General features: G+C 72.5%; 8 protein-coding genes. 4 read left to right on the top strand and 4 right to left on the bottom strand.

Translation table 11 applies throughout. The features are described 5' to 3' along the window. Positions 1 to 75 precede the first annotated feature (75 nt). The 4 genes from ACFV0Q_RS36275 to ACFV0Q_RS36260 all read right to left on the bottom strand — a co-directional run bounded on the left by ACFV0Q_RS36275 (position 76) and on the right by ACFV0Q_RS36260 (position 1,878). Positions 76 to 378, bottom strand: coding sequence for a hypothetical protein (locus ACFV0Q_RS36275; protein ID WP_385011484.1), 303 nt, complete (start codon positions 376 to 378; stop codon positions 76 to 78). Between the two features lie 129 nt (positions 379 to 507). After that, positions 508 to 735 carry a DUF3107 domain-containing protein gene (locus ACFV0Q_RS36270; protein WP_385011483.1) on the bottom strand — a complete coding sequence of 76 codons (228 nt, stop codon included), beginning with the start codon at positions 733 to 735 and terminating at the stop codon, positions 508 to 510. Between the two features lie 141 nt (positions 736 to 876). After that, complete coding sequence (locus ACFV0Q_RS36265) at positions 877 to 1,515, bottom strand: TetR/AcrR family transcriptional regulator (RefSeq protein ID WP_385011481.1); 639 nt, start codon at positions 1,513 to 1,515, stop codon at positions 877 to 879. 147 nt (positions 1,516 to 1,662) lie between these two features. After that, on the bottom strand, positions 1,663 to 1,878 hold the full coding sequence (locus ACFV0Q_RS36260) for a hypothetical protein (protein ID WP_385011479.1): 216 nt from the start codon (positions 1,876 to 1,878) through the stop codon (positions 1,663 to 1,665). Positions 1,879 to 2,011: 133 nt separating this feature from the next. On the opposite strand from ACFV0Q_RS36260, the gene ACFV0Q_RS36255 reads away from it, so the two are divergent. The 4 genes from ACFV0Q_RS36255 (at position 2,012) to ACFV0Q_RS36240 (ending at position 6,683) form a co-directional block, all read left to right on the top strand. Next, positions 2,012 to 2,992, top strand: a complete 981-nt coding sequence (locus tag ACFV0Q_RS36255) for an alpha/beta fold hydrolase (RefSeq protein ID WP_385011478.1) — start codon at positions 2,012 to 2,014, stop codon at positions 2,990 to 2,992. Positions 2,993 to 2,996: 4 nt separating this feature from the next. Further along, entirely contained in the window at positions 2,997 to 4,574 is a 1,578-nt protein-coding gene (locus tag ACFV0Q_RS36250) for a DUF3152 domain-containing protein (protein ID WP_385011476.1), read from the top strand. 70 nt (positions 4,575 to 4,644) lie between these two features. Then, positions 4,645 to 4,740 (top strand): Ms4533A family Cys-rich leader peptide, encoded by a 96-nt coding sequence (locus tag ACFV0Q_RS36245; protein WP_323178900.1) that lies wholly within the window; start codon positions 4,645 to 4,647, stop codon positions 4,738 to 4,740. 209 nt (positions 4,741 to 4,949) lie between these two features. Further along, on the top strand, positions 4,950 to 6,683 hold the full coding sequence (locus tag ACFV0Q_RS36240) for an ABC transporter substrate-binding protein (protein ID WP_385011474.1): 1,734 nt from the start codon (positions 4,950 to 4,952) through the stop codon (positions 6,681 to 6,683). The last annotated feature ends 15 nt before the right edge of the window (positions 6,684 to 6,698 follow it).

Raw genomic sequence — 6,698 nt, 5'->3', positions numbered from 1 at the left:
GGGGGAACCCTCCGCGGCCGGGGCCGACGTACGACTGGGCCTCAGGCCGGGCTGCGGGTCAGGCTCCAGCGCCGCTCAACTCCGCGACGGGAGCGAAAACGGAGGCCGCCTGGAGGATCTGCCGGAACCCGCCGCGGGCCGCAGCAGCAGCGAGAGCACGACGGCCGACACGCCGAGGCCGCCCAGGAAGGTCGCGGCCAGCGTGTTGTGCCCCGGACCGAGCGCGGTGTGCGTCAGATAAGCCCCGAAGAGCGCCCCCGACACCCCGCTGACCAGCACTGTTCTGGTGGACGGCAGCCGCTTGGCGAGTACGCGCACGGCCGCGCCCGCCAGCGCGAGGCCGAGCAGGCCGGAGCCGAGCGCCTCCATCAGCAGCATCAGGTCACTCCCATACGTCAGGGCAAACCGGGTCACTGCGGTCCTACCCGAAGCGGAAGAAACGGAAACGGCCCGGCGGAACTACCGCCGGGCCGATCGTGGGGGAACCGGAGCCCGGTTCCCGGTGACTCAGAGAGCGCCGAAACCGACCTTGCGCACGTTCGGCTCGCCCAGGTCGACGTACGACAGGCGGTCCGACGGCACGAGGACCTTGCGGCCCTTGTTGTCGGTCAGGCTCAGCAGCGGCGACTGGCCGGACAGCGCGGCGGCGACGACGGCCTCCAGCTCCTCGGCGCTCAGGTCGCTCTCCAGCACGATCTCCCGGGGTGCGTGCTGCACGCCGATCTTGACCTCCACGGCTTTGTCCCTCCGACGGTCCGGTTCGCGCGATCAGCCGCGCCGTACCCGGTCCACATTAGCCCGGAGAGGGGACACGATCGGCTCGCGGCGGACACGCTCGCAGCGAACAGCGGCCGGTCAGGCCCCGGCCCGGGCCGCTCAGACCTCCGTGCCGTGCAGCGGGAAACCGGCGATGCCGCGCCAGGCCAGCGAGGTCAGCAGGCCCACCGCCGTGTCACGGGCGACCGGGCTCTCGCTGGAGAGCCAGTAGCGGGCCACGACCTGCGAGACGCCGCCCAGGCCCACGGCCAGCAGCATCGACTCGTCCTTCGACAGGCCCGTGTCCTCGGCGATGACGTCCGAGATGGCCTCCGCGCACTGCAGGGAGACCCGGTCGACGCGCTCGCGCACCGCCGGCTCGTTCGTCAGGTCCGACTCGAAGACCAGCCGGAACGCGCCGCCCTCGTCCTCGACGTACGCGAAGTAGGCGTCCATGGTCGCGGCCACGCGCAGCTTGTTGTCGCTGGTGGACTCCAGCGCCGTGCGCACCGCCAGCAGCAGGGCCTCGCAGTGCTGGTCCAGCAGCGCCAGGTAGAGGTCGAGCTTGCCGGGGAAGTGCTGGTACAGCACCGGCTTGCTGACGCCGGCGCGCTCCGCGATGTCGTCCATCGCCGCAGCGTGGTAACCCTGCGCGACGAACACCTCCTGGGCCGCGCCCAGGAGCTGGTTGCGCCGGGCACGGCGCGGCAGTCGCGTGCCCCGCGGACGCGCTGCCTCGGTCTGCTCGATGGCTGTCACGCCGCCTCCCACTTTCTTCAAGAACACAGTGCGCTCTGCGCCGCGCCGCCATCGTACTTTTCGGTAACCGAATCTGGTGGGTTCAAGCCGAGTTTTCTCGCGGTACGGACCGTACGGACACACCGTTGACACGCTGGTCAGCGCCCGTCAGCGGTAGTCGTCCTCGTCCAGCGGGACCACCCGGGCCTGTTCGGCGGCGTCCGCCTCCGGGGCTTCGAGCGGCTCCAGGCCGACGAGCGCATCGTCCTCCTGCGGCTGGATCTCGGTGTGCTGCTCCGCGGCGTCCGCTTCCGGAGCCTCCGCGCTGAGCGATTCCCGTAGCTGTTCCCGGAAGGTGTCGGGTTCCGCAGGGTCGACAGTCATGCCGCTCCCCTCGCCTTCGCTCGTGTCCCACTTAGAGCCTAGGAGGATCGCGGGCCCGACGCCAGGCGGTCTTGTGACCGCCAACACAAGCGAAGAAAGGGGGGTCGGCGTGATCGTCTCGTAACATTGGCCCATGTCTTCGACCGAGCTGCCGGGTGTGCGGTCCACCGTCGAGCCGATCTCCCAGGTGGGAGCCGTGCGGGTGGCCGAAGGAGAGCAGCTGCGCACCGTCGCGCTGCCGGGCCTCGAAATGAACGTACGTTTCCGGCCACCGGTGCGGGAGGGGCTGCCGCCCGCGCTGTTCGTGCACGGGCTCGGCGGGTCCTCGCAGAACTGGTCCTCGCTCATGGAGCGGCTGGCCGACACCGTCGACGGCGAGGCCCTGGACCTGCCCGGCTTCGGCTGGTCGGCCCCGCCCGCCGACCGGGACTACTCCGTCACCGGGCTGGCCCGCGCGGTCATCCGCCACCTCGACGCCGCCGGACGCGGGCCCGTCCACCTCTTCGGCAACTCCCTCGGCGGTGCCGCCTCCACCCGTGTCGCCGCCGTCCGGCCCGACCTGGTGCGCACCCTGACCCTCGTCTCGCCCGCGCTGCCCGAACTGCGCGTGCAGAAGTCGGCCGTGCCCACCGCCCTGCTCGCCGTACCGGGAATGGCATCCCTGTTCGGGCGCCTCACGCGGGGCCTGACGGCCGAGCAGCGCACCCGGGGGGTGACGGAGCTCTGTTACGGAGACTCCTCACGGGTGACGGAGGAGGGATTCCTGCAGGCCGTCGAGGAGATGCGGCGGCGGATGGAACTGCCGTACTTCTGGGAGGCGATGACCCGTTCCTCGCGCGGGATCGTCGACGCCTACACCCTCGGCGGACAGCACGGCCTGTGGCGCCAGGCGCAGCGCGTGCTCGCGCCGACGCTGTTGGTCTACGGTGGCCGGGACCAACTGGTCTCGTACCGTATGGCGCGCAAGGCCGCCGCGGCCTTCCGGGGTTCGCGGCTGCTGAGCCTGCCCGAGGCAGGGCACGTGGCGATGATGGAGTACCCCGAGGTGGTGGCCGCCGCCTTCCGGGAGCTGCTGCACGACACCGACCGGGACACCGAAGACGGCAAGGGCTGAGACCGTGGGACGACATAGTCGCAAGGACCCCGCCCCCGCCCGCCCGCGGCCGGAGGCGGGGCCGCCGCAGCCCGGGCCGGGCGCGTCGGCGCCGTACGGCGGGGAGTTGTACGAGCCCGGGCCGCAGGCGCCCGGACCGTACGAGCCCCCGTCCTACCGGCCCGAGCCGTACCAGTCCGGGCCGTACGAGCCCCAGTTGCAGGCGGGCCAGCCGTACCCGCACCAGTCGTTCCGGCCCGAGCCGCAGGGTCCCCGGCCCGAGGCGCAACCGCCCCGGCTCGGGGCGTACGAGCCCGAGCGGCAGGGCTCCCGGCCGTACCGGCCCGAGGCGTTCCGGCCCGAGCCGTACGTGCCCGCCCCCGGCCCCTACGAGGCCGCCCCCGGCCCGCGCGCAGGCACCGCCGAGCCCACCGTCAGCCACCGGGGCCACGTCCCCCCGGCCCGCCCCGGCCCGCGCGGCGCCCGCCCCGGCGGGCACCCCGAGCAGCGCGAGCCCGGCGGGGCCTGGGGCGCCGGACCGGCCCCCGCGCCCGGCGCCGTCTACGGGGACTGGCGCGGCGTCCCCCGGACCGTCCTGCACACCCCGCCGTCCGTCCGGGACACCGACACCCCGGCGGCGGGCTTCCCCCGGGTCACCCCGGTGGCCGCGCCGCCCGAGCCGGACGCCCTCACCTCCACCGGCTCCCACCGCCGCGTGCCCGGCCCGCGCAGGCCCGGGGAACCGGCCGAAGCCGAGAAGCCCCCGAACGGGCGCGGCACGCGGATCCGTACGTACACCGGCATGGCCGCGGCGGCCGTCACCACCGTGCTGGCCGTCGTCGTGGCCGGCCAGGTGGCCACCGAGAACGACTCCACCGCCGGCAGCGCCCGCGCCTCCGGGGACGACGGCGCCGACCGCGCCCTGAGCGGGCAGTCCGCCGCCTCCCGCTCCGACGGCCGCCCCACCCCCGCCTCCCCGCCCGCGCAGGCCGCGCCGCAGCCCACGTACGAGGAGCAGATGGCGCGGCAGCTGCCCATCGACGCGAAACTCGCCGGCCCCGGCCTCTTCGACACCGTGCCCGGCGTGGCCAAGGCCCCGGGCAAGGGGAAGGTGTGGCACTACCGGGTCGACGTCGAGCAGGGCCTGGGCCTGGACCCGCAGCTGTTCGCCGAGGCCGTGCAGCGCACCCTCAACGACCCGCGCAGCTGGAGCCACGACGGTGCGATGACCTTCGAGCGGGTGCCGGGCGGCGAGGCCGACTTCGTGGTCACCCTGGCCAGCCCCGGGACCACCGGCACCTGGTGCGCGAAGTCGGGCCTGGACACCACCGTCGACAACGTCTCCTGCGACTCCGCCGCGACCGAGCGCGTGATGATCAACGCCTTCCGGTGGGCGCAGGGTTCGCCGACCTACGGCGCGGACCAGATGCTCGCGTACCGGCAGATGCTCATCAACCACGAGGTCGGCCACCGGCTCGGCCACGGGCACGTGAGCTGCCAGACGCCCGGCGCGCTCGCGCCGATCATGCAGCAGCAGACGAAATCCCTCGACATCGACAACATTCACTGCCGTCCCAATCCCTGGGTATTCCCCGGAAGTTGACCGGAGAATGCGGGCCGGTGACCGGATCGCGCGTTGACAGCCCGTCCGCTGATCGGTAATTGTTCTCCGCATGTCGCACCGCCACACCACCGCCGCGAGCGCCGCCATAGAGCTGGCGCTCCTCGGTGTGGCCGCGCACAGCGTGGCCGACATCTTCTGTCGCTGACGCCCGCCCGTTCGCGCGATCAGGTTTCCTCGACTCCGCCTCGCCGCGCCCGGGCCTCCTGCCCGCGGGCGCGGCTCCTTCCTTCTCGGTGCGCATTCCACCGGTGATCCCGAACGCCGCCTCCCCCGCGCGGCCGTTCCCGCATCCCGAATTCCGCATCCCGCACGCGCTTCCAGCAGCGCGCAGCACGCCGAGAGGTCCCTTTTCCCATGCGTCAGTCCCACATATCGCGCCGCGTCGCCGCGCTCGCCGTCAGCCTCGTACTGGCCGGGGGCGCCGCGGCCTGCGGGCCCAAGGACGGCGCGGACAAGGCCTCCGCCGGTGGCGGTCCGGCCACCGGTGCCGCCCCGCAGAAGGGCGGCACCCTGACCGTCCTCAACAACGAGCCGCAGAGCGACTTCGACCCCGCCCGCCTGTACACCTCGGGCGGAGGAAACGTTCCCTCGCTGGTCTTCCGCACCCTGACCACCCGCAACCGCGAGGACGGCCCGGCCGGCGCCAAGGTCGTGCCCGACCTGGCCACCGACACCGGCAAGCCCAACGCGGACGCCACCGAGTGGACGTACACCCTCAAGGACGGGCTGACGTACGAGGACGGCAGCCCCATCACCGCCGCCGACATCAAGTACGGCATCGAGCGCTCCTTCGCCGCCGAGCTGTCGGGCGGCGCGCCCTACCTGCGGGACTGGCTCGTCGGCGGCGAGACCTACGAGGGCCCGTACAAGGACGGCGGCAAGGGCCTCGACTCCATCGTGGTGCCGGACGCGAAGACCATCGTCTTCAAACTCCGCAAGCCCGAGGGCGAGTTCCCCTTCCTCGCCACCCAGACGCAGTTCGCCCCCGTCCCCAAGGCCAAGGACAACGGCGCCAAGTACGAGGAGCACCCCCTCTCCTCCGGCCCGTACAAGGTCGTCAAGAACACCAACGACGGCGAGACCCTGCTGCTGGAGCGCAACGAGCACTGGGACCCGAAGACCGACGAGGAGCGCAAGGCCTACCCGGACAAGATCGACGTCCGCTCCGGCCTCGACGCCGCCGTCATCAACCAGCGGCTGTCCACCAGCTCCGGCGCCGACGCCGCCGCCGTCACCACCGACACCAACCTGGGACCCGCCGAACTCGCCCAGATCGGCTCGAACAAGGAGCTGGAGGCGCGCGTCGGCACCGGCCACTTCGGCTACGTCAACTACCTGGCCTTCAACCCGAAGGTGGCCCCCTTCGACAACCCGAAGGTCCGCCAGGCCATCTCCTACGCGGTCAACCGCACCAGCGTCGTCAACGCCGCGGGCGGCTCCGCCCTCGCGGAGGCGGCCACCACCTTCCTGCCCGAGCGCGAGGCCTTCGGCTTCACCGCCTACGACCCCTTCCCGGCGGGCAGGACGGGCAACCCGGCCAAGGCCAGGGAACTGCTCAAGGAGGCGGGCTTCCCCGACGGGCTCACCGTCACCCTGACCCACTCCAACGCCCCGAACCGGCAGACCAGCCCGGAGATCGCCACCGCCGTCCAGCAGGCGCTCGCCGCCGCGGGCATCACCGTCAAGCTGGAGGGCCTGGAGACCAACGCCTTCAACGAGAAGCGCTGGGACGTCAAGAACACCCCCGGCTTCTTCCTCTCCCGCTGGGGCGCCGACTGGCCCTCCGGCGGCCCCTTCCTCGCCCCGATCTTCGACGGCCGGCAGATCGTCACCAACGGCTCCAACTACAACCACGCGCAGCTGAACGACCCCGCCGTGAACACCGAGATCGACGAGATCGCCAAGCTCACCGACCTCGCGGCGGCGGGCAAGCGCTGGGGCGCGCTCGACAAGAAGATCGGCGAGCAGGCCCTCGACGTGCCGCTCTTCCACCCCGTCTACAAGCGGCTCGTCGGCAAGGACGTCAAGAACGTCGTCATCAGCGACTGGACCGGCGTCCTCGACATCTCGCAGGTCTCCGTCAAGTGAGCACCGGCCGCGGCC

It is taken from the genome of Streptomyces sp. NPDC059564 (assembly GCF_042735575.1).
Taxonomy (GTDB): Bacteria; Actinomycetota; Actinomycetes; order Streptomycetales; family Streptomycetaceae; genus Streptomyces.
The sequence above is the reverse complement of the archived record's forward strand: the minus strand, read 5'-3'. Positions and strand labels throughout refer to the sequence as shown.